The 20,440-nt window shown below is 52.0% G+C and carries 27 protein-coding genes and 1 pseudogene; 17 read left to right on the top strand and 11 right to left on the bottom strand.

All coding sequences use genetic code 11. The annotated features are described in order from the left end of the window. Positions 1-398: 398 nt before the first annotated feature. The 7 genes from M2Q46_RS02610 to M2Q46_RS02580 all read right to left on the bottom strand — a co-directional run bounded on the left by M2Q46_RS02610 (position 399) and on the right by M2Q46_RS02580 (position 4,293). The gene (locus M2Q46_RS02610; protein ID WP_302356659.1) at positions 399-686 is read right to left on the bottom strand and encodes a hypothetical protein; all 288 of its coding nucleotides are present in this window, start codon (positions 684-686) and stop codon (positions 399-401) included. Positions 687-926: 240 nt separating this feature from the next. Beyond that, positions 927-1,271 (bottom strand): hypothetical protein, encoded by a 345-nt coding sequence (locus M2Q46_RS02605; protein ID WP_302356657.1) that lies wholly within the window; start codon positions 1,269-1,271, stop codon positions 927-929. Next, complete coding sequence (locus M2Q46_RS02600; RefSeq protein ID WP_302356655.1) at positions 1,268-1,924, bottom strand: DUF6475 domain-containing protein; 657 nt, start codon at positions 1,922-1,924, stop codon at positions 1,268-1,270. The genes M2Q46_RS02605 and M2Q46_RS02600 overlap by 4 nt, the downstream gene beginning before the upstream one ends. Continuing rightward, positions 1,911-2,654 carry a hypothetical protein gene (locus M2Q46_RS02595; protein ID WP_302356653.1) on the bottom strand — a complete coding sequence of 248 codons (744 nt, stop codon included), beginning with the start codon at positions 2,652-2,654 and terminating at the stop codon, positions 1,911-1,913. The genes M2Q46_RS02600 and M2Q46_RS02595 overlap by 14 nt, the downstream gene beginning before the upstream one ends. Before the next feature lie 104 nt (positions 2,655-2,758). Further along, the gene (locus M2Q46_RS02590; RefSeq protein ID WP_302356651.1) at positions 2,759-3,214 is read right to left on the bottom strand and encodes a Ref family recombination enhancement nuclease; all 456 of its coding nucleotides are present in this window, start codon (positions 3,212-3,214) and stop codon (positions 2,759-2,761) included. A 124-nt stretch (positions 3,215-3,338) separates the two neighbouring features. After that, complete coding sequence (locus M2Q46_RS02585; protein WP_302356649.1) at positions 3,339-3,770, bottom strand: hypothetical protein; 432 nt, start codon at positions 3,768-3,770, stop codon at positions 3,339-3,341. Position 3,771: 1 nt separating this feature from the next. After that, the gene (locus M2Q46_RS02580) at positions 3,772-4,293 is read right to left on the bottom strand and encodes a hypothetical protein (protein WP_302356648.1); all 522 of its coding nucleotides are present in this window, start codon (positions 4,291-4,293) and stop codon (positions 3,772-3,774) included. Between the two features lie 81 nt (positions 4,294-4,374). Here M2Q46_RS02580 and M2Q46_RS02575 point away from each other — a divergent pair, with 81 nt between their 5' ends. Both M2Q46_RS02575 and M2Q46_RS02570 read left to right on the top strand, forming a co-directional pair. Further along, positions 4,375-4,539: a hypothetical protein gene (locus tag M2Q46_RS02575; protein ID WP_302356646.1), complete on the top strand. Its 165-nt coding sequence runs from the start codon at positions 4,375-4,377 to the stop codon at positions 4,537-4,539. Positions 4,540-4,604: 65 nt separating this feature from the next. Continuing rightward, the gene (locus tag M2Q46_RS02570; RefSeq protein WP_302356644.1) at positions 4,605-5,111 is read left to right on the top strand and encodes a hypothetical protein; all 507 of its coding nucleotides are present in this window, start codon (positions 4,605-4,607) and stop codon (positions 5,109-5,111) included. 71 nt (positions 5,112-5,182) lie between these two features. Here the strand turns inward: M2Q46_RS02570 and M2Q46_RS18740 are convergent, their stop codons facing one another. After that, positions 5,183-5,443 carry a Cro/CI family transcriptional regulator gene (locus tag M2Q46_RS18740; RefSeq protein WP_081055377.1) on the bottom strand — a complete coding sequence of 87 codons (261 nt, stop codon included), beginning with the start codon at positions 5,441-5,443 and terminating at the stop codon, positions 5,183-5,185. 81 nt (positions 5,444-5,524) lie between these two features. On the opposite strand from M2Q46_RS18740, the gene M2Q46_RS02565 reads away from it, so the two are divergent. The 3 genes from M2Q46_RS02565 to M2Q46_RS02555 all read left to right on the top strand — a co-directional run bounded on the left by M2Q46_RS02565 (position 5,525) and on the right by M2Q46_RS02555 (position 7,735). Further along, a complete protein-coding gene (locus tag M2Q46_RS02565) occupies positions 5,525-5,872 on the top strand; it encodes a helix-turn-helix transcriptional regulator (RefSeq protein WP_302356642.1) in 348 nt (115 codons plus the stop codon). A gap of 230 nt (positions 5,873-6,102) precedes the next feature. After that, entirely contained in the window at positions 6,103-7,233 is a 1,131-nt protein-coding gene (locus M2Q46_RS02560; RefSeq protein WP_302356640.1) for an ImmA/IrrE family metallo-endopeptidase, read from the top strand. After that, positions 7,217-7,735: a DUF4411 family protein gene (locus M2Q46_RS02555; protein ID WP_302356638.1), complete on the top strand. Its 519-nt coding sequence runs from the start codon at positions 7,217-7,219 to the stop codon at positions 7,733-7,735. Before M2Q46_RS02560 ends, M2Q46_RS02555 begins: the two co-directional genes overlap by 17 nt. A gap of 1,052 nt (positions 7,736-8,787) precedes the next feature. Here M2Q46_RS02555 and M2Q46_RS02550 read toward each other — a convergent pair. Further along, positions 8,788-9,759, bottom strand: coding sequence for a hypothetical protein (locus M2Q46_RS02550; protein WP_302356637.1), 972 nt, complete (start codon positions 9,757-9,759; stop codon positions 8,788-8,790). Positions 9,760-10,005: 246 nt separating this feature from the next. Here M2Q46_RS02550 and M2Q46_RS02545 point away from each other — a divergent pair, with 246 nt between their 5' ends. Then, complete coding sequence (locus M2Q46_RS02545; protein ID WP_302356635.1) at positions 10,006-10,239, top strand: hypothetical protein; 234 nt, start codon at positions 10,006-10,008, stop codon at positions 10,237-10,239. A 537-nt stretch (positions 10,240-10,776) separates the two neighbouring features. Here the strand turns inward: M2Q46_RS02545 and M2Q46_RS02540 are convergent. After that, positions 10,777-11,475, bottom strand: coding sequence for a DUF4145 domain-containing protein (locus tag M2Q46_RS02540; protein WP_302356633.1), 699 nt, complete (start codon positions 11,473-11,475; stop codon positions 10,777-10,779). On the opposite strand from M2Q46_RS02540, the gene M2Q46_RS02535 reads away from it, so the two are divergent. The 9 genes from M2Q46_RS02535 to M2Q46_RS02495 all read left to right on the top strand — a co-directional run bounded on the left by M2Q46_RS02535 (position 11,474) and on the right by M2Q46_RS02495 (position 18,139). After that, positions 11,474-11,653 carry a hypothetical protein gene (locus M2Q46_RS02535; protein WP_302356631.1) on the top strand — a complete coding sequence of 60 codons (180 nt, stop codon included), beginning with the start codon at positions 11,474-11,476 and terminating at the stop codon, positions 11,651-11,653. The genes M2Q46_RS02540 and M2Q46_RS02535 overlap by 2 nt on opposite strands. Before the next feature lie 135 nt (positions 11,654-11,788). Then, positions 11,789-12,607, top strand: a complete 819-nt coding sequence (locus tag M2Q46_RS02530) for a DUF5677 domain-containing protein (protein ID WP_302356630.1) — start codon at positions 11,789-11,791, stop codon at positions 12,605-12,607. Positions 12,608-12,897: 290 nt separating this feature from the next. Next, positions 12,898-13,257 (top strand): hypothetical protein, encoded by a 360-nt coding sequence (locus M2Q46_RS02525; protein WP_302356628.1) that lies wholly within the window; start codon positions 12,898-12,900, stop codon positions 13,255-13,257. 91 nt (positions 13,258-13,348) lie between these two features. Next, entirely contained in the window at positions 13,349-13,606 is a 258-nt protein-coding gene (locus M2Q46_RS02520; RefSeq protein WP_250757132.1) for a hypothetical protein, read from the top strand. A 194-nt stretch (positions 13,607-13,800) separates the two neighbouring features. Further along, positions 13,801-14,868: a hypothetical protein gene (locus M2Q46_RS02515; protein ID WP_302356626.1), complete on the top strand. Its 1,068-nt coding sequence runs from the start codon at positions 13,801-13,803 to the stop codon at positions 14,866-14,868. A 162-nt stretch (positions 14,869-15,030) separates the two neighbouring features. Beyond that, complete coding sequence (locus tag M2Q46_RS02510; RefSeq protein WP_302356624.1) at positions 15,031-15,852, top strand: hypothetical protein; 822 nt, start codon at positions 15,031-15,033, stop codon at positions 15,850-15,852. Further along, the gene (locus tag M2Q46_RS02505; protein WP_302356622.1) at positions 15,845-16,495 is read left to right on the top strand and encodes a hypothetical protein; all 651 of its coding nucleotides are present in this window, start codon (positions 15,845-15,847) and stop codon (positions 16,493-16,495) included. Before M2Q46_RS02510 ends, M2Q46_RS02505 begins: the two co-directional genes overlap by 8 nt. Continuing rightward, the gene (locus M2Q46_RS02500) at positions 16,492-16,941 is read left to right on the top strand and encodes a single-stranded DNA-binding protein (protein WP_302356620.1); all 450 of its coding nucleotides are present in this window, start codon (positions 16,492-16,494) and stop codon (positions 16,939-16,941) included. Before M2Q46_RS02505 ends, M2Q46_RS02500 begins: the two co-directional genes overlap by 4 nt. A gap of 298 nt (positions 16,942-17,239) precedes the next feature. Then, positions 17,240-18,139 (top strand): recombination-associated protein RdgC, encoded by a 900-nt coding sequence (locus M2Q46_RS02495; RefSeq protein WP_302356618.1) that lies wholly within the window; start codon positions 17,240-17,242, stop codon positions 18,137-18,139. 28 nt (positions 18,140-18,167) lie between these two features. Here M2Q46_RS02495 and M2Q46_RS02490 read toward each other — a convergent pair whose 3' ends face one another. Continuing rightward, entirely contained in the window at positions 18,168-18,791 is a 624-nt protein-coding gene (locus M2Q46_RS02490) for a hypothetical protein (RefSeq protein WP_302356616.1), read from the bottom strand. A gap of 168 nt (positions 18,792-18,959) precedes the next feature. Here M2Q46_RS02490 and M2Q46_RS18735 point away from each other — a divergent pair. Continuing rightward, positions 18,960-19,676: pseudogene (locus M2Q46_RS18735) on the top strand (DNA cytosine methyltransferase); the annotation flags it as partial. Further along, positions 19,568-20,065 carry an HNH endonuclease gene (locus M2Q46_RS18730; RefSeq protein ID WP_367997716.1) on the top strand — a complete coding sequence of 166 codons (498 nt, stop codon included), beginning with the start codon at positions 19,568-19,570 and terminating at the stop codon, positions 20,063-20,065. The pseudogene M2Q46_RS18735 and the gene M2Q46_RS18730, both read left to right, overlap by 109 nt. The last annotated feature ends 375 nt before the right edge of the window (positions 20,066-20,440 follow it).

Genomic DNA, 20,440 nt, shown 5'->3' with positions numbered 1-20,440 from the left:
CGCACTCGATAGCCACCAATCCTAGTTACAAACGAAAAACCCGCCGATCTCACGATGGGCGGGCCTGTTTTAAGCTGCGTTTTCATTGGGCGCAACTTCTCTACCCGTATGTTACCGTCTGCGTTACCGAATATGCGGCCTGATGTTATCGTTCGGTAACATCAGCCTGACCCGACGCCAGACATACTTATCCCCGTACCGCCCAGGATCTGGCTTAATGATTTCTACCACTCCGTGTTCCTCAAGCGCCTTCATGTGCCGCTGAATGCCTCGCTCATACTTCTTTCGATCTTTGGTGTTTAGGTCTTTGCCCTTCGCTACGTGTCGTACGAGCTCATACATACGGAAATGCCTACCTGGGTAGCACTCCATCAAATCACCGGCATCCGCATAAATACTCATCCTAAAGCCCTCCACACCTTTATCTTGAAATCCCTCAACGCCAGCCTGTAATACAGCGGCGACACGCCAATTTTGCTACTCGCCCGCTCAGCCCTGGTGTGATCGGTCGAGTTTCCGTACTCCTTTATCCGAGTAGACTCAGCCTGGACTACACGCCGCTCTGCGTGGCAAAGCTGCTGGTAGACGGCCTCCACTTTCCTTGCCCGCTCATAGTTCACCGGCACTTGGACTTCATAGTCGTCATCGACTGCCTTAAATGGATACAGGCAATCTTTGCTATCCATGCGAACCCGCCTGGGGCCGGGATAGTCTCCCTCCCAATGCATGCGTGACCAATTCCGTATTTCGTCATCGACCCACACTGGTATCGTCATTGCCCTTTCCTTTGAATAGATCCTTTAACCCTTCCCGCGCCCGTTCCCGTTTCGCCTCGGGCTGTCGCGCCTGGTGCTCTTGCCGCTTTCGGCGAACAAAATCAACGTGCTTGGATGGATCTTGGTACATCCAGCTTGGGTATGACATGGCTATACTTCCTGAATCCGCAGAATCACAGCGCCACCGCGCACAGGCTCTTTCATGCTCACAACCAAGGGGTCAAACGCGCTGTCATCCACCCCCAGTGCATCACACACGCCGTCAATCCCCGACTTCATCGATGCCAGCAGATTGTCCCGGTCCCGTCTGCGCCTGTCCGGAGGCATGAACTCCAACACCAGGGCCGGTCTATCCGGCACCGACTGTTTATGCTGGCTGGTCAATAGTCGACATTGCTGCCGGTAAGCGGCTTTCAGCTTTGCCAGCGCCATGTGGTGAAGGCGGGCATTCGGGCTTAGGCCTTTGTGCGGCCAAGGCAAGCGGATTTCGATCATGCCTGCAGCCTCCGAGGCTCAGCCTCAATCATCACAGCGCCCAATTCCTGCTCACCAAGCTGCTGGAACCCAATGCGGCGACTGTCAGACCCACCCAAAAGCACCTGCTTTGCTCGTCCTGCATCACCGATTAGCACGGGCGGCTGCGATGGAATCCCGTTCTGGGAGTTCTGCGCCTCAGCGATGCCTATCAACGTGCGCGGGTATTCATCCGCCCCACCACGATTCCGATAGCCGCGATAGCGGTTCTCGAACTCCGTGGCAACAAACGGCCACTCATGCTCGGTCTTGGCACCCAAGGCTACCCACCCGCCCATATCCGTCACAACGGCGTGAATAATCGGGTCATCAAAGGCCACCGTCTGGTAAGTGCCAACACTGCGCACTGCCGTATTTACCTTCGCCCAGGCCTGCAGCGCGCCGTCCTGCGTGGTGCCTCCGATCATCCGAATAACATCAGCTGGCTTAGGCATAAACTGGCCTGAGTCGGGACTCTGCATGTGTCGACTGAGGCCGTCACGCACGGCACTCAGGTCATACTGACTCAGGGCATTCCACCACAACGAAATCGCCATGCCGGACATAGTTTTCCCGTACAGGTCCGCAGCCGCATTCAGCATTTGGGAGAACTGCTCAAAATCAGCCTGTTGCATTGCCACCTCCAAAAATCATTGCCTTGGCATGCGCAGCGGCTGCCATATTTTGTTCAAACAGCGAGCCACCAGACGAACGGGAAGCGACATGGGCGCTAACTGGCACACCGTCCTCCCAGCGGCGTTGGTTCAGGTACGTCAACGGCGCAGGCTCATAGCCTCCCAGCCATTGCGGTGTGGTCTTGATGGCCAGCAGATGGCTCAAGATATCGTCGGCGACCTCGTCCAGCTTTCGGGATTTCCAAATCTGAGCGCACTTCGCCTTGGCAACCTTGCGCCCAGTGCTTGGATAGGCCTGCCAGAACTCCTGGAATTTTTCAGATGGCAGAACGCGGCGGTTCGGTTCGGTAGAACCGGACATATTTGTTTCTGTAATCTCTGTAGTAGTCTTCCCTATTAACGAAATGCGTTTGGCGTCATCCCCGAAATGCGGAATGTGTTGTTCCCCAATTGCGTTTTCGTCGTTCGGGAAATGCGCATTCCGCAATTCGCCATTTTCAGGTTCCGAGTCCTTGGAAACAGACTCAATCCATGCGTTAAATGCCTCACGATCCAGCTTGTAGTAGATGCGGTGATTGAGACGCTCAGGAGTCTCAATAAGCAGCCCCAAATCGCGTAGCTTCTTGCGTGCCGTCGCTTGCTCCCGATAGGAAAGGCCCGTCTCATCTTCCCACTGCTTTGACTCCTTATGGACGCCGCGCTCGTCCGTAGATCGCTCGTCCCAGTACATCAGCTAGCCAAGGAAGATGGCCGTAGCCACACCGCCGACATGACGGGCTAGAGCCGCGTGGTATGCGATTGGCCTGCCTATGGCCCTGATAGTGTCTAAGGGCTTCATGCGTCCCCCTGTAGTATGTTTGCCGCCCTCAGCGCGCCATCAGGAACAACGGCGCCACGGTCCAGCAGTGTTTGTATGCACAGGCGCAGCAAATTGCGCTGTGGGTTGTAAATCGACTCGAACTCTTTCTTCCAGGGATGGATGGCAACCAGTCCAGGGGCACCTGTTCCATCCTGGTGGTGGCCGGCACAAAGCGGCAGAACGAGCCAATGCGCATCCGGCTTGGTGCGGCCATCAATATGGTGGATGCTCACGACTGGCTGGCAGTGCTTATCCAGGTGGCAAGCGATGCAGCCGAGCGAGGCCATCATGCTGTGGAATCGCTTCTGGTCTGCCGTGGGCGTAGAACCTTTCATGCCGCGTGACTTGATCGCCTTCGGCTTGGCTGGCTTCCATGTGCCGCGCTGCAAGGGCTTTGTTGGGGCTTTGAATGTGCTGTTGAACGCTCTCATTGTTTGGTCACCCAAAAAAATATCGCCCCCAAAAAAGCAGATATCCCAACGACCATCACAAAACCCTCACTAGCGACCCGAGCAAAACATATGTAGAAAACGATCAGCCACATTTGCCAGTGCTTCATTTGCCTACCTCCGGGAACTCAAGAAACACACCACGCTCTCGGAAATCAGACTGCACAGCCTCGGCATATGTGCTCAACTGCTTGCGGCTCATGAGCGACGTCACCGGCATAAACTTCATGACCAGCAGCTTTTCTTCGTAGCTGCGGCCCTTGATGATCGAGTCGTACATGCTGCGAAACTCAGCGTCCTCAGCACGCAGGATCGGCACGCCGTGATGCAACTTGCAGTAGCAGCGCCAGCCCAGCGCATCGTCATCGGGTAGCTCACGCGCAATCTGCCCGTACCAGACATGCGTAATGTCGTTCTGGGGCAATGTGCGGGCTTTACCGGTCTTAATTGAAATGCGCAGATAGCGATGCGCCTGGTATTGGCTGCGCACATCGCCCATAAAACGCTGTAAGGACTCGTCACTGTTAACGATCTGCATATCAGCGCCCTTTCTCTACTGCGCGCAATGTGTTGCGCTCCATGCGATGTAGAACGACACGAGCATCACGCAGCAAAGGAATCAACTGGTCAGCCTCGGCCTGATTGATCACACCATCGGCAACAGTTTCCGCAGTGACGGCGGCGATCTTGCCGATCTTGGTAGAGATCAAAAGGAATTTGTCCTGTAATGCCCTGCCCTCATCCGCCCAACCACCAACTGGCGGAGGGGGAACAAGATCCACATGAATGCCGCGCTGAGCATTCATCACCAGCAGCCAATCCCAGGCGTACTCAGCACCGCCCGCCTTCTCTTCCATCCACTCGCTGAGCATTTCAGCCATGGAAATACTGATCTCGTCGCCATTAACGGCGCGCAGCTTTGCACGCAGGCTTTCGGGGTGAATACCTCGACCGCGCCGCTCTGTCAGAAACAACGCAGCATCAACCACCCCGCCTGGGGTTTTGCGAACGCTGTTATAGAGAACGTCCAGCCAATCTGTGTTTGAGTATTTGCAGGTCATTACCTTGAAACCCTCGTAATTTCAGCGTTTCGAAATTCACCTGCTGCTCCTATGATTTCTATCTCTGGAACGGAGCAGCACATGACCGAAACTGAAAAAATATTGACCCAGGCAGAAGACATCGCCCGGCGTACCTTTGAAGAACCAACGCAACAGACAGTTATGCAACTGTTTGCGCGTCTGTGTGATGAGCAGGACACGCGGGAACTAGATGAACCTGCCTGTCCCGCCCATGAACTGCATTAAGTGGCCAACTCCAATCAGCTATGCTTAGAGACTCGTGTAACTAAACTTTTTGAAAGGAATTGGATGTGGACTTAATCGGACTTTTCTCGACGCTCACGAATAGCGTCTCTGCCTATAAAACGGCAGTGGAAACGCTTGATGAAGCAAAGATCACGGCGGCTACCAATGAGCTGCAGATTCAATTGATGAAAGTCGGAGCCGAGGTTCTCTCCATGCAAAAAGATGGCGTTCAAGCCACCGAGCGCGAGCGCGCGGCGCTGGCTCAAGTGCACGAACTTTCCGAGAAGATTCGAGACCTTGAAAAGCGCCGTGCTGATCGTGAGCGCTACGAACTGATTGAGCCGTACCTCGGAACCTATGTACTTCGAGTGAAGGAGGCGTGCAGGCAAGGAGAGCCCGATCACTACCTTTGCCCCCACTGCATGGATAACAAATCGGTGAAGGCAATACTCAGCTTTACATCCGAAGCTAAGGAGGTTGGCCGCTGCCCGGAGTGCAAAGCCTATTACCGGATTCTTCCGGCAAAAAACAGCGGTTACTCTCAAAGAAACCCTTTTTTTGGTGCGTACTAACTTACGCATCAGCACTCCCTTTCGTAATTACGTCGGTCGGGCCGATGGGTATCGGCTCTCGCTTTTCTGGATCACACATTGGCGCTCTCCGCATAGTTTGGGTTTCCTGAACCTCGCACCACAGCCCAGTTCACAGATGGGCATAGTCGTTCGCAGGAGACGCCAGTCAGGGACTCAATAAGAGGTGCGTGTTTTGCAGGCACTTCGCGACCCGGGTTTTTCCACTGATTCATAGCGCCGCGCGTCACTCCAATTGCACGGGCCAAGGCCGCCTCCGACCCAAATTTCTGGGCCGCTACCTGAAGAGGATGGATAGGTTCTGTGGTTTTCATAAGCAAAGTATAGGATTTCTATACTTTTCAGTCAATATTAAATAGACCATACATGTACAGATTTTCTCTACACTCGGCCACATGAAGCTAAATGAATGGATCAAAGCCGCAAGGCAGTACAAAGAGTTGACTCAAGATCAGCTCGCGGAGCAGCTCGGCCTTACGAAAGCAAATATCTCGGCTTGGGAAGTCGGACGGCATGAGCCGTCTTTTGGAAACCTAATCAAGATTGTCCAAATCACAGGGTTCGAGATGCCGTTGCCTGGGCTTGATGCGCCGATAGTCACGGAGTCCGCATGGCCATTCAGAAAAGTCAGCAAGGAAAAGATTGAGAGTCTGGATTGCCATGATCAAGCTGGGCTTGAAGCAGCCATCCTCCTATCCGCCGCCCAGCTCGGCCTGGACGTGAAGAAAGACGAGAGCAAGTAAATGACTGGAAACGTGACCCAGCCCAGGGAGGCTGTACGTAAGACGGACTGAGCAGGAAGAGACAAGGAGCCATTTGGCTGACATGGAGCACAATAGACTGTATAAAAAAACAGCAGTCAAGGATAATACGAACCTGTCACTTCTCAGCAACTAGCAATTTTTAGGCTTCACACTCGGCACTCCCACTGCTACCCTCATGTGTACAGGACTAACGAGCAAAGACCCCTTTCATGACACGAGTACAAATACAACCAGAATTAGTTTACTGGGCGGCCCAACAAGCTGGGCTGCCTTTGGATGTATTTGCAACTCAAATTTCTCGTCGTGATGCAGATAAAATCATTGAAGGCTCTTTTTCTGAGGCTCAAATCCATAGAGCTTCTCAGGTTGCAAAAATAAAATTCTATGAGCTGTTCCTTGACGAACCGCCAGAGCAACCTAAGGTTCCTTTGATTGACTTCAGAACGGCTCAAACATCTGACCCAATAAGCAAAGATTTTTTTGATATTTACCATGACACTCAGTACAAGCAAGAGTGGTACAAAGACTACTTGCTAAGGGAAGGGGCAGAACCACTACCATTTATTGGTAAATATCGCACCATCTCGAACCATAAAAAGATTGCTTTAGCTATTCGTGAAAAGCTATCTATGGAGGAAAGACCAACGTCGGGAGACTACAATGCTTACTATTCCTTTCTAGCGCAAAAGATTGAAGATCTCGGTGTGCTTGTTTTAAAAAATGGCATAGTAGGAAACAACACCCGTCGCCCTCTGAATGTTAGGGAGTTTAGAGGATTCACTATTTGCGACCCGATAGCGCCAGCAATATTTATCAATGGAAGAGATGCTCCCGCTGCTTGGATATTCACACTTTTACATGAACTAGCGCATTTGCTTAGAGGCGATTCTGGAGTTTCCGATGCATCGGGGAATAGTACTAATAGAGAAGAGGCTTTTTGTAATAAGATAGCAGCAGAAGCTCTCGTCCCGGAGGCGGATTTTGCAACGATTTGGGAAAACTCCACTCATCGAAATGCTGACGACAAGCTATTTGAAGCTCAGTCGTTTTTTCGAGTAAGTATGCTTGTGGTGGCAAGAAGAGCTCTAGATCTCGAGCTGATTTCTCGTGACAAATACCTTGAAAAAAGCCGATATAGTGAAGCGAAGAACCCAAGAACCTCTTCGGGCGGAAATTTCTACGCCTCTTTAAATGTAAGAAACAGCAGAACCTTAACAAAAACAGTAAGTAATTTAGCGGCTACAGGAGCCCTATCTTTCAAAGAAGCAGGGAGGCTGCTTCAGGTCCCTCCAGTTAATGTTATGAAGGTGTACAAAAATAACAATGCGATATCTTCTTGATTCCGACACCTTGATAGCTGCGAAAAACCTTCATTACAGACCTGATTTTTGCCAAGGGTTCTGGCAGTGGGTGGAGGACGGTCATCTTGCGGACAAAATATATAGCATCGATATTGTCTATAGAGAGTTGATCGCTGGTGATGCAGATGACCACCTCCATGCATGGTCAAAACATATTGATCAAAACCAGCCCAATTTTTTCCTCCCAACTAAAGGCTGTCTCCCTCAATGGGCAAGGCTGACAACGTGGGCGACTAGCAAGAATTACAAACAAGGGGCCATTGAAAAATTTCTGAACCCAAACGCCGCCGATGCTTGGCTAGTTGCCTATGCCCTGCAAAATACAGAGCCGTTTACGATCGTCACAAATGAAACCCCCTCCCCGGCAAGTTTAAAATCTATAAAGCTCCCGGATGCAGCACATGCTTTTGACATACCTGTTATGAATCTTTATGATTTACTGAGCAGGCACGGACCAGGGAATTTTAATTTTCATCCTTAATATCACAGTCTAGAGCAATAAACAAAGCCCCTCCCGGGGCTTTTTTGTTGGACTTACAGACCAGGCCCTGACGCCCCCATGTCCCAGGAAGCGTTACAAAGCACTTCTATGCTTAAAGGGGCGAAAAGCCCATACTGGTACAATGAGACTGATCTCATTCAAAGGTGGCAATCTCGCTACCTCACTACCCTTCAAATTGCACGCCACATCATTGCTGAGGAAAACCTCCATTTCTAGGCTGCAGCGGTAATTTGAAGTCATACAGAAGGTATTACTATCTACGAAAAACTTAACCAGGCTAGTCGCAGCCCACTACACACTTCTCCGTTGCGCGAGCCCGCTCGCCGAACAGTCGAAAGCCATCAAACCTATACTAAGCAAGTGGTGTCGACCCGGCAAAAACTTATCCGACAGCTAAAAGACCGGTTCCCCGGCCTTCCGTTCTGATACGTCAGCTCACGTAACGAGCCCATACGACAAAGCCCCTCACGGGGCTTTTTTGTTGTCTGCTACGGTCGCTGCACTATACAGAGCGATTTCCCCGCCTAACCTGCCTCTGCGTTGGGGACGTGCTGGCACTTGGTTGCGCTTGCTCGTCGGCCTCGCTTGTTGGTTGGATGCTACTGGGCTCTTCTTCCTTGATTCCAAGATGGTTGGCTATCTTGGCAACTGCGTTCCTGGCCGTTTCAACATACATAAACAAAGCAGCAAACGCTATTGAATAAAACCCAGCAGAAACGCAAGAAATAATCAGAGGCCAGTTTGTCACTGTCTTAACAGATGGAGCCAGCCCATATAGGCCTGGCTCTACGACGGTAATTTCCCCGTAAGTGTAGGTAGCAACCGTAGCAGCAATAACGGTAAATAATGCGAAAAGCAAAGCCATCATCCCCAGCGCACCGGATGTCTGTTTATACACTCCCCTCTCCCAAGTAACGAATAAAGACGAAATCGTACCAGATTAAGAGAGCAAGGCCTTTTCAATTAATGCTCCCACACAATACAAAGCCCCCATAAGGGGCTTTACTATTAGGTGCCGGAATAAATATCCCTCATCCAAAGCGACGGACAACCACGACAGATGGATCATCGCCCAGGAAATCATCAAGCTTGAGGCTGTTTCTTAAATTAGCGCAATACCCAGAGTAACTCACAGGAGGCCTACCGAACCTATCCCAACTCCTGCTTATGCATGCGGCAGTACTGGCGACAAGATAAATAGGTCGGCGCTTCAAATCTTCATCGCTTAGTTGAACGCCAATATTGAAATTAATCTTACTGGTTTTTGCAAAATCGTTGCGTGAGTCTGAATAATTGCCGAGATATGTTGCATACCCACTCCATCTGGACAATCGAAAACTAACCTCACCCAACCTCCTTAAAGTTTCTCCATCCGCTGCATATGCTGCAAAACCGAAAAGATTGGGGTCACTTATACCTTTTTCTGCAGTGACGCTCATAGTGGCTACAAGGAACTTATGATCTCGGTCAGCCTCATTGTAGTGATATGAATCGTCATACCGATCAAACACAAACCTCCGCTCACTGCTCAGTTGGCCAACCGTCACCTGTATTTCACCATTCTTGATAGCCCCCGAAGCTGGCAACCCCATAAAGCCTGCAGCAGCTAATCGTTTTCGCTCTTCTTCCTGCTTTTTTATTTTGCTTTCTAACTCGGCGACATCTTTCTGTGCCTTCGCAAACTCTGGTGATAAAGAAAAGCGTTGCTGTAGCATACTTAGCTTATCCTTTGCCCCGGCCAACTGAGCCTTTTTAATAAGCTCCTGAAGCTCAGCGTAAATAATTGGAGCTGTGACAGACAGTTCTTCCACCTGCCTTTTTAGCCCGTCTCGCTCCACGCCTAGGGCTTGCAACTGCTGCTTTTGATTAGCAACCTCTGCAGTGGCTTTATCTAGCTGTCCTTTTAACTCATCCAGTTCGCTACGCAGCGCATTCTTTTCAGCAGAATCCCCACAGCCTGCAAGAGCAGCGACAGATGCGGCCACGACAAATAGCCTTTTCATCCCTTCTCCATCCGTAACAGTCGAAAACCTAATGCTACCAGAACAGGGGTAGCGGAGAGCTGAGGTAGCCTACCTGTCCGGCAACAGTTCGGACATCCAGTAAAGTGCAATACCTTGACCCAAAATACTGTATGGATATACAGTTTAATTATCCCCCTGCCCCGCCATATTGATGCGCTCCATGTAGCTCCCACGAATCAGAGCGCGTATCTAAAACGCCCACTTGTAAGAGAAGAGCATTGCGATATGACGAGTAATACCGACAAGCCACCAGCAGCACAGCGCGAAGCAAATGCGCTGCAGTTCGCTGAGTACGACGCCGGAATGGAGTCACTCCTTCAGAGCATTTCACTGTTGCGTGCCTGGGCCGCTGCTCCCGGCATGTTCGACCACATCAGCCAAGCCGATCGACAGAACATATTTCTAACAACACTTGAACTTGCCGAATCCGCGCACGCTCGCTTCACCTCCCTCCGATAAAGCTTAACCAGTAGCCCTTCCACTATGGTCGGTCTACTTTTTCTATCCCTTTGGTATAGATTTAGTTGACTTGCAAGTAAAGAGTTTCTATACTTCATTCCAACGCTTAACCAACCGCAGAACAGCCTAGCCCTCAGGGCAGCGTAGTAACGGAAGTGAAGCGGGATGATCTTTAACAACGAGCAAAGCGATAAATAGGCCAATGGTGCGACAGCGCACGGCTAGGCCCAGGGCGCATCCCCACACCCCCTGATAAAGAGTGAGACGGACAACCCGTGACGTGGGGGTTTAGAACGTTGCGCTACCTGGAGCCAGCTCAGCTGGGAGTAGCCAGGAGCGCAGCGTTAGTACGAGCCTAGAAACAGGTCGTTTTGGTGGATGGCTTCAATCGAGGCCAGCAACTGAAGCGAGGAAATTATGTCTACCGAAATCAATATCAACATTAACGGCCGACAGAAGCGGCTAAAAGGTTGGAAAGCTACGGCAGCAATCATAGGTGTTTTGGCTCTGCTTGGCTTGGGCGTTAACTCTGCCTTGTCAGTTCTCTATGGCAGTTTGCTCTGACTCATCGTCGACCTGACGACGTTTGGCAATCATTCCTGGAAGAGTAAACGCATACATCAAGAAGGTCTCAGTGAAAGCTAAAAGCTCCGCTGCCTCTTCTCGCGTTACCTCGGCTTCGTCATGTACGGAGTCATTACCTTCATCTCGGACGATATGAGCCCAATCAGCCATCTCCGGCGTGATTTTCCCTGTGTCACGTAATTCCTCAATCCTACCGTAGAGCTTCTTTTTAGAGTCTGGCAGCAAACGTTTTGTTGCCAGATCAAGCGCTTTTCTGCTGAGCATCTGAGAGGTTTCATGCTTCTGCCGGTGCAAATTCTCTGAGGCCTCAACAAATGTAGAAGCAATTCGTTCTGGTACGCAGTCCGGTGCAACGTGAGAAGGAGGACTAGGGTAGGTCTGAATCACTTCAAACCTAGCGAGAGAGTTACTCCCAGCCCTGCCCCAGCCGGGAACTGGAATATCCTCAACTTGCCCATCAGGGCCATAACCCATCGAGGAATGCACTTGAGCAACAAGCCCATCTAGGCAGCGATTGCAGGCAAAAAACACATTCCACAGCGATTCGCCATCGTCATTCCGATTGGTGCAGACCTGAGCTACAGAAGTAAAGGCAACATTTTCCGTTCCACAATGTGGGCATAAACCTTTATAGATTGCACTTCCAGCCATGAATCAACTCCCCTATCACCAAAATGTAATTAGCAACATTCTTGCTTCTGCAGACCGTCCTGAAGCGGCCTTATTACAACGTTACGAAACAGCCGGCCAATACGCCAAGGAGGATTCTGTTATTGCCTTAATTGGAGCTTTGGTTGCTGAGCGCGCCCGCAGAACATCAGAACAATAACCCAAGAAAAAAATGCAGTGTAAGGCGGCGTGACTAGCCACGAACGTTAACGGCAATCACGACTCGGCAATCGTTATCGCAACGGATACCATTCTATTTGTCATTAACCATCGACGCACTTAATCTATTAAAAACATGACCAAGTCTAAGCACACAGATACGGACGAAAAATGGCTACATCAAGCCAGAGCTGGAGTAGCAATAACCGAGATTGGCGGACTTATTTTGGGAGAAATTTTCCGACAATCAGACGAAAGAATAGAGTTGCGAATCATCGCCAATACCGTTGCGCGATCCATCCGCACTACAAGCTCGATAGTCTTGCTCTCTGACAACCAAGACGTTCAAAGCGCATGGGTTTTACATCGAACATTAGTAGAGCGGCTTTTTCACCTTGCACATCTTGCTGAAACAAAGTCATATTCCAGTTTCGAAGAGTGGTCATTTTTTGAGCAGGTAAAAAGGCAAAAAAAACCGCTCAATGATAGCCTTTTTCGGCATCGCGCCACTGGGCCTGAATATCAATTAACAAATGAACAGAAATTACGCTTTAAAGAAATGCTAAAACAGCCGCCCGTCTGGAGACGGCCCCAGCCGGAGGAGGTCGCAAAGCGTATGAAGCTGAAATTTATTTATGACTATGCCTACGACTACGCATCAATGCTAATTCATCCTATGGCAAACGATGGTGAAATGGACCTCATGGTCACACAGTCAGGAGATACATATCGGCAAAATAAACAGCTAGTGCTAAACAACTCGTTAATTGTTATGACTTTAATTTTACAGGAGGCCATGAACTCGCCATTACTTAATTGGTGTCGGGTGGCATACGACATGGTGGAAGCAGCCCGCGCATATATAAACGACCCTACAGCCGACTACAAAACACCACAGCAAAAATCACTGGCTCTTAAAGAGATTGACGGGCTCTCTGGTTTTCCAGACTCATAACGCTACTTCTCCAACCTCCATCAAGCTTAAGCCCGATCAAGACTCGCACTGCCGCAGGCTCACTCGATGAGAGCGAACCCCCTCCAGTCGCAGCGTTCCCACCCCTTAACCAATTCTAAATCACCCCCGCCCACGCCATGGGCGGCGGGAGTGCTGCGACTAGAGGGCATAGAACTCTGGAACTCCACCAATACCGCTCCGGTGCGCACCGGACGTGAAGGTGGTGGCCACAAGCTAACCCTCTCCCCTTTCAATGGCGCCGGACGCGGCGCAATCCCCCGGAGCTAAACATGAACGCTATCGCAGAACGCGAGGTATGCGCGTACGAGCTGGCGGAGCGCCGCCGCGCCTATATCGCGGAGCAGATCCGCAACTGCCTGTACGGCAAAACGCTGTACGTAAACATCGCCTGGACCCTGCAATCGATTCCTCAAAAGGTAAGCCGCATAGGGCTGATTGAGGAAATGGAGAATGCGCTTCTGGCATCCAGTTCGGCAGGCTTCGACTACTCCGCCAAGCTGCTTGCTGCGCTTGATGATGAAAGCCTGCGCCCTGCCCTGCGCACCGAACGCGAACGAATCATCGGCGACTGGGCAGACACCACGCATAACTGCATGACCCAGCAAGAACTGGAGGCGCTGCCGTGCTGATCGAGTTTTTCATCTTTGCGGTGTTCTTTTGTTGCGCCGCTTTCTTTATCGCACTCGGGATTGAGGGCGTTCTCAGTATCTGGAGGCAGTCATGAAAACGCGAGTTAATGACGGCGGGCCAGCGTACCCAATTGCAGACTGGGACTATCAGACCTTCGAGCCAAAAAACGTTGAAGAAGTACGCCGCCTGCTATCAGGAATGAGCCTGCGCGATGCGTTCGCTATCTCCGCTCTACCGATGTGCATGACTGCAGAAGTGGATGTGGAAACAGCCGCTCTTATGGCATACGGCATGGCAGAGGCAATGTTACGAGCCCGGAACACCACGCAAGGAGAGCCTGATGCCTAACAGCCAAAACCCCGGCTTCCCCCGCACTCGCCGCCGTAACCCTTTCGATGGCCAGGGATGCTACGCACCAAATAGCAGCACCCCGCCCTGGGGATGGTTCCCATCCATTCTTATAGGCATCGCCATTATCGCCGTCTTTTGCGGCGCTATTTTTTACGGCTCGGCGCTAATAGCTCGTGCCGCTGGAGCATGACATGACCGAATCCACAGAACTGATTGAGCTGCCATCGGAAGACACGGCGCTGGCAACATTCACCACACCTGGCGGCTTGGATCACTATGTAGAGCAGGTGCGCGAGAAGGTCAGCGGCACGGTGTACGACATGAAGATACGCAAGGACCGTGAAGCCTGCGCCGCTGACGCCTACAAGGTAACGCGTACAAAGACGGCTATTGAAAAGATGGGTGCCGCGCTGTCGGCGAAATACAAAGAAGTGCCAAAACAGATCGACGCACAGCGCCGGGACTGGAACGCCAAGATGGACTCGCTGCGCGACGAGGTCCGCAAGCCGTTGACGGAATGGGAGGAAGCAGAGGCCAACCGGATAGCAATGCACAGGAACGGCTTGGAGAGCATGGCGTCTCAAGCGCGAGAGGTTGGTGCTCTTAATTCGGACGCACTTCGCCTGCGCATCGAATCGGTAGAGGCCGAAGTAATTGGCGAGTCCTGGGAAGAGTTTGAGGCCGAGGCTCACCGGGTCAAAGCCAAGGCGCTAGAAATCCTGAACACTGCCCTGTCTGAGCGCCAGAAGTACGAAGCCGAGCAGGCGGAACTGGCTGAGCTACGACGCAAGCAGGCCGAGCAGGAGCAGAAAGACCGTGAGGCGGAGATTGCCCGCCAAGCCGCTGAAAAGGCCCGAGCCGATGCGGAAGCCAAAGCCCAAGCTGAACGTGATGCTGCCGCAAAGCGTGAAGCCGATGCCAAGGCCGCAGCGGAACGGGCTGAGCGGGAGCGGGCCGAAGCCATCGAGCGCCAGAAACAGGCCGAGGCTCGTGCCGAAGCTGAAAAGCTGGCTGCCAAGCAACGCGCCAAGGATGCCGCCGAAGCCGCCCGCCAGGCAGAAATCAAGCGCCAGGCCGACGAAAAGGCAGCCGAAGAGGCCGAGCAGCGCCGCCGCGAAGAGGACAAAGCGCATAAAGCCAGCATTAACAACGCCGCCCTGACTGCATTCATCGAAAACGGTTTACCTGACGAGTGCGCCAAGCAAGCCGTCATTCTGATCGCCAAGGGTTTGATTCCGGCTATCCGAATCCAATATTGACGCCATGCACAAACCGAAACCACAGAACAAGCCACGCATTAAGTTGGTTGATGGTCGGTGGTACGCCAGCCCTGGCCACGGCATACCGCTTCGCCAGCGGAATTTGATGCTGGCAGCCGCAATCAGTTTTTGCAGGCGACTGAATCAATCTAGAGGTAACTCATGAGCACAGAAATTATTGACCGCCCCGCTGCTGGCATTGTCCCTCAACAGGAGGGGCGAAGCTCCGTCACCGAGGTAACACGCCACGTCATCACGGTGCAGGAAGTAATGCGGTCCGTCATGAAGCCGAATGTGCATTATGGAACCATCCCTGGAGCTGGGGATAAACCCACGCTGCTGAAACCGGGGGCCGAGGTGCTTTGCATGACATTCCGGATTGCAGACGACTATGAAGTCGAAGACCTGTCCGGCCCCGGATTCGTTCGATACCGGGTCAAGTGCATTGGACGCCATCAGACAACCGGCGTAGCCCTTGGCTCAGGGATGGGCGAGGCATCTACCGACGAGGAAAAGTACAAATGGCGCAAGGCCGTATGCACCAAGGAGTGGGAAGACACGCCCAAGGACATGCGCCGTATGAAGTACGGACGAAAGGCTGGCGGGCACTACACCGTTGAGCAAATCCGCACAGAACCAGCGGACCTAGCCAACACAGTCCTGAAGATGGCCTGCAAGCGAGCCAAGATCGCCATGGTGCTGAACGTCACTGCCGCCTCCGATATGTTCAGCCAAGACCTGGAGGACCTGGACGCCGAACTGGTGCGCCATCTGGCCGAAGACGAGCGCGAGGCACACATGCAATCGGTTCGGGAGGAATGGTGCGGGAAGGCGGCCACCGCACCAACCCGCGACGAGCTGCAAGCCACGATGAAGGCTGGCGTCAAAGTATTCCAGGAATCTCGGGATCCAGACGGCTACAAGCAATTTGCCAAGGCGGTCCAAGCGCGAGGCGCAGAACTGAAGGAGCAGGAAGATGCGTGACTTGAAAATCCGAGCCTCTTGCGTGGGCAAAATAATGACCGACCCCCGCACTAAAGCCGAAGGCATCTTATCCGTGGGCGCCAAGACCTATTTACGTGAACTCGCCAAGCAGGAAATTTTCGGTGTCGAGTTTGAGATTTCCGGCAAGGAGCTGGAAAAAGGCATCGAGGTGGAACAAGAATCTATTGAAATGCTTAATCGGGTTCGGGGCCTTAATCTGGTCAAGAACACCGAGCGCAAGACCAACAAATGGCTGACCGGCGAATGCGACCTGTTTGATGCGGCGGCTGGCAAGGGATACGACCTGAAGAATGCTTGGTCTACCAAAACATTCCCCGGCTGGCTGATCGACTGTGGCGATAAGGTGTACGAATGGCAAATGCGCGCCTACATGCAGCTATGGGACGCCGATGCATGGGAGGTGATCCATACGCTGGTAGATACCCCCCAACGCCTGATCGGATACGAGCCGCTGCAAATGCACATCGTATCTCACATCCCCGAACACATGCGCCTTACGGGCTGGATTGTTGAGCGCGACTTTGCAAAAGAGCGTTTGATGATTGAGCGAGTCGAGGCGGCAAGGGAATATGTCCTGGAGGTGATCCAGGAATTTGACGCACTTCACATGGAAACAGCATGAACAAAATTACAGCAACCGGGCGCATCGTCGCAGATGCAGAAGTGCGCTACACGAGCAACAGCGACGCCATTTGTTCGTTCCGACTTGCCTCGGACGTGGGGTATGGCGAGCGTAAAACCACCAACTGGTTTAGCTGCCAAATATGGGGGAAGCGTGGTGAAGGACTGGCCGAGCACCTGACCAAGGGATTGCCTGTAACAGTATTCGGCACTCTCACCCTGCGCGAATGGGAAAACCGGGATGGGGCAAAGCAACTCAGCCCAGAAATCCGTGTCGATGAAATCACGCTGCACGGCCAGCGTGATTCCTCACAGCGGCCAACCGAACAACAGCCCCAGGGCCAGCAACGCAACGGTTACGCTGACGCTACCGGACGTAGACAGCCGCAGCAACGTCCACCTATGACGGACAACTTAGCCGATATGGATGACGATATTCCGTTCTAGGCAGGCGGGTAGCCCTCAGCGGCCCTGATATCCCTGATATAGGAAAAAGCCAACTCAGTGGCTGCTTTCTGGGCTTCCTCCATGCTGTCGTAAGGACCGTCGAGCATCCGAGCTGGGTGTTCGCCAGGACGTACTCGAACGTAGATCTTTCTGTCTACGATTTTAACTTCGACCGCACATACCCATCCTTCGCTTGTGACCTCCCCGGTCAGTCCCCATCCGTCATCCATTTACACCTCCGCTGTCGGTTAAATCAATTTTTCAATAAAGCATAGCCCATCCTGAAAGGAATACACCCATGTGGTTTAAAAACCTGCGTATCTATCGTTTGGATACGGCCTTTGCCTTGTCCGCTCAACAACTGGCCGAGATGTTGGCCAAGCATCAATTCGCCCCTGGCGGCAGCCAAGAACCTCTCAGCCTGGGTTGGGTGCCGCCGCGTGAAGGTGGTGAGCTGGTGTATGAAGTGAATGGGCAGTATCTGATCTGCATGCGTGCTGAAAAGAAACTACTGCCGAACGCTGTGGTCAACCAAGCAGCCCGCAAGAAGGCCCGCGAAATCGAAGAGCAGCAAGGCTACAAGCCAGGCCGCAAGCAGATGAAGGAAATCAAAGAGCAGATCATTATTGATTTGATGCCGCGCTCTCATGCGGTGCAGCGCGACACCATGGTATGGATCGACACACGAAACCACTGGTTTGTGATTGATGCCGCTGCCGTGGCAAAGAGTGATGAGGTCTTGGGTCTGTTGGCCAAGAGCGTGGAGCCCTTCCCTGTGCAGCCGCTGTATACCGAAGGGTCACCAGCAAGCGCTATGACGGCGTGGCTGGTTGATGATGACGCTCCCGCCAACTTCAGCATCGACCAAGATGTTGAGCTACGCTCCACCGGAGATAGCGGTGCAGCCGTACGCTACGTGAAGCAAAGCGCGGATATCGACGAAGTGCGCAAGCACGTCGAAGCAGGCAAGCAATGCACCCGTTTGGCCATGACCTGGGCGGATCGCATCAGCTTTGTGCTGACCGATGCGCTGGACGTCAAACGCGTGGCCCCGCTGGATATCTTGACTGAAAAGCAGGACGTGACGGCCGTCAACGATGATGAAATCTTTGATGCCGACATGACCTTGATGGCTTCCGAACTGGCCAAGATGATCAGCGATATTTCCTGCGCTCTAGGCGGTAAAAGAAGATACTAGAGAACACTCCCACTGACTTCAAAATCACTCAACTAGGCTTACTAGTGGGCGCAAGTCTCGGAAATACCCCCTCGAACTCGCCTAAAAGAGAGTCTGACATCCTCATTAACTCATGGGATTTTGACCGTATCGATCCAAATCTCTTAACAAGTTCATTCTCATCGTCAGAACCGGCTACCAACTCCGCTTCTTTTATAAATTCTATTGCCATGTCCCTAACTCTAAAAGAGAGCTCAACTTTTTCAAAAGACCTAAGCAGATAGATAGGCATTAACTCAAACACCTTTAGTGCCCCTTGTATTCCGGGTTTCCGATTATCCCGCCATTTACATACAAACTCGCGCTCATCTATTCCTGCGGCATTAATATCTAACACAACCTGACGGCACTCATCAATGACCTGTCTAACAATTGCCCCTATACCATCTTCTACCCCATTGTTCCTCTTATCTTCTATTGTTAATGCAGTATTTAATGCATTTTCAGACTGCATCCTTCCGATAAAAAAACTACCAATTATGGCAGCTATAACACCTACCGCCTGAACCCAAGCAGCCCATTCGCCGCTCGAGCTAGGCCAATTAAAAACAAATATCATCAGGCCTATTGCAGACGCAACTTTGGCCCAACATGGCCAGTTCTTAAATTCCATACCAAGATCTCAAAAAAGTTTTATGACTACGCAAGGATCATAGCCGAACCCTTGTAGCTAAAACATAGGATGCCACCCCTACGAAGCATCACAACTACCGCAACACCCCATAACCCCGCTTGATTTACTCAACCGGGGTTTTTCTTTACCCACACTCAACCAACCTTAATGGAGGCCGGCAACCGCGCCGGTGTGTCTATGCGTTTCTTGAGCGTCTGCTCGGGCATTGAAGCAGCTTCTGTTGCCTGGAATCCGCTGGGCTGGAAAGCAGTCGCTTTCAGTGAAATAGAGCCCTTCCCATGCGCCGTGCTGGCCCACCACTATCCGGATACCCCGAACTGGGGTGACATGACCAAATTTCAGGAGTGGCCCGATGAGCCAATTGACCTTCTTTGCGGAGGAACCCCTTGTCAGTCATTCAGCGTCGCAGGACTGCGAAAAGGACTGGATGATCCACGTGGCAACCTCATGCTCACCTTTGGTGCCATTGCTGCAAAATATCGCCCCAAATGGCTGGTATGGGAGAACGTCCCCGGCGTCTTGTCCAGCAACGGAGGACGGGATTTTGCCAGCTTCTTGGATATGCTCGAAGAGCTTGGGTATGTTTTCGATGTTGAAATACTTGATGCACAATTCTTTGGTATCCCACAAAGAAGGCGACGGGTATTTGTATGCGGCCAACACAGAGACGATTTACTGAAACAGAAGACGGATTCATCCGCGCTAACTATCGCTCAATGCTTGCAAGAGATATTGCACAGCATCTTGATAGAGGCATCCAGCAGATTCGGAAAAGAGCTGGAAGGCTCGGGCTTAGCGTACCTCTCAAGAGATGGACTCAAGAGGAGGATGCGGTTATTCGGGATTCTTGGGGATCAAGAGAACTGGCCTCTGTTGCGCAACAACTTGGTAGAAGCGTTTCTGAGACAGCAAGCAGGGCGAAACGCATCGGATGCGTCCCATGGAGAAAACGAAAAGGAACGCACGCCGGAAGGCCAATTGATGGTTTCGTCAATGGAAAGCCCGTTTACTCTCACAGAACAGTCGTTGAAAAAAGTCTTGGACGACGCTTATCAAGTGATGAAATCGTTCATCACATCGACGCCAACAAATTCAACAACTCAAGCGCAAATCTTTACGTGTTCAAGAGCCGCGCTGCTCATCGGAAGGCTCACTCTTCTTTTGAGTCAATCATCCCCGCCCTTTTGGAGCGCGGCATCATCGTGTTTGATAGCGATAGAGGAATTTATAGATTATGCGAGATACACAAGTAGCGACCTTTTTGGAGATGTGGAGCGGGTTCAGGCGTGGCTTGATTTCCTCGTCGAAGCCGATGGATTGTGTGAATCTATCGGAGATATTGGAATCGAATGTTTCGGATCGGTTCTTCCTGTCCCCGACAGCCTGTCGGGGAATCCTGCGCCGAGCCGCCAAACGGGGCAAAGACCTGCCCCAACCCTTAGCGCTCGCACTCAGGGCGGTGGCGGACTCGGAACGGACTTCAAGTGCAATAGCGGCTTGATTCCATCCGTTTCCCAGTGCATCACAACGGGGACAGGACAACGATACGATCCTGAGACTGAGACTGAGACGATTTTGCCAGTTCTCCCCTTCGACACCACACAAATAACCAACGCTGCTAATTTCAG

Source organism: Alcaligenes sp. YSL9 (assembly GCF_030515105.1).
In the GTDB taxonomy this organism is placed as follows: domain Bacteria; phylum Pseudomonadota; class Gammaproteobacteria; order Burkholderiales; family Burkholderiaceae_B; genus Alcaligenes; species Alcaligenes phenolicus.
The sequence above is the reverse complement of the archived record's forward strand: the minus strand, read 5'-3'. Positions and strand labels throughout refer to the sequence as shown.